The organism is Streptomyces cahuitamycinicus (assembly GCF_002891435.1).
In the GTDB taxonomy this organism is placed as follows: domain Bacteria; phylum Actinomycetota; class Actinomycetes; order Streptomycetales; family Streptomycetaceae; genus Streptomyces; species Streptomyces cahuitamycinicus.
Genome location: NZ_POUC01000935.1, coordinates 1 through 630 on the forward strand (window position 1 = coordinate 1; position 630 = coordinate 630).

Annotated in this window: 1 protein-coding gene; it reads left to right on the top strand. The window is 78.4% G+C overall.

What is annotated here, in order from left to right; all coding sequences use genetic code 11:
- The coding region (locus tag C1J00_RS43970) for a DUF2510 domain-containing protein (RefSeq protein ID WP_180989941.1) at positions 1 to 630 on the top strand (630 nt) is incomplete at both ends.

Below are 630 nucleotides of genomic sequence, written 5' to 3' on the forward strand. Positions count from 1 at the left end.
CCCGGTGACGACAGGCCCCGCGAAGGGTATTACCCGGACCCGTCCATTCCTGGATATGTCCGGTACTGGAACGGCGCCTCCTGGGTGCCGGGCACCAGCCGTCCGGCACCCAGGGACGGCGAGTCGCTCGCGCCGCCGCCCGGAGCGGGGGCGTCCCAGCCCGCCTCGGTCGAGGAGACCGGCCCGCACTTCTTCGACGAGGACCCGGTCGAGGGGCCGTCAGCCGCCGACGCCCAGCACGGCAGCCGTCCCGAACCGGCCTCCGCCTGGGGCGCCGACCGCTCGCGTCAGTCCGGCTTCGGTGGCGACCAGGACCGCCGCGTCTCGTGGGGCGCGCCGCAGGGCGCGCAGGGCGCCGACCCGAGGGTGTCGCCCACCGGCCGGCGGCCCGACGAGGAGGCCGCCCGCACCGACGGCACGGCGAACAACCCGTCGGCCGACCAGGAGGCGAACGCGGCGGGGGGCGGCACGTTCGTGTTCCGCCGCCCGACGGCGCAGACGGGGCAGCCCGGGGGAGCGGCCCCGGCCGATGCCCCCGACGACGGCACGATGACGTTCCGCGCGGTGTCCCCGCGCACGGGCCCGGCTGGCGGCGCCGCGAATCCGGCCGGGGGGCCGGGGGGTTCGGAC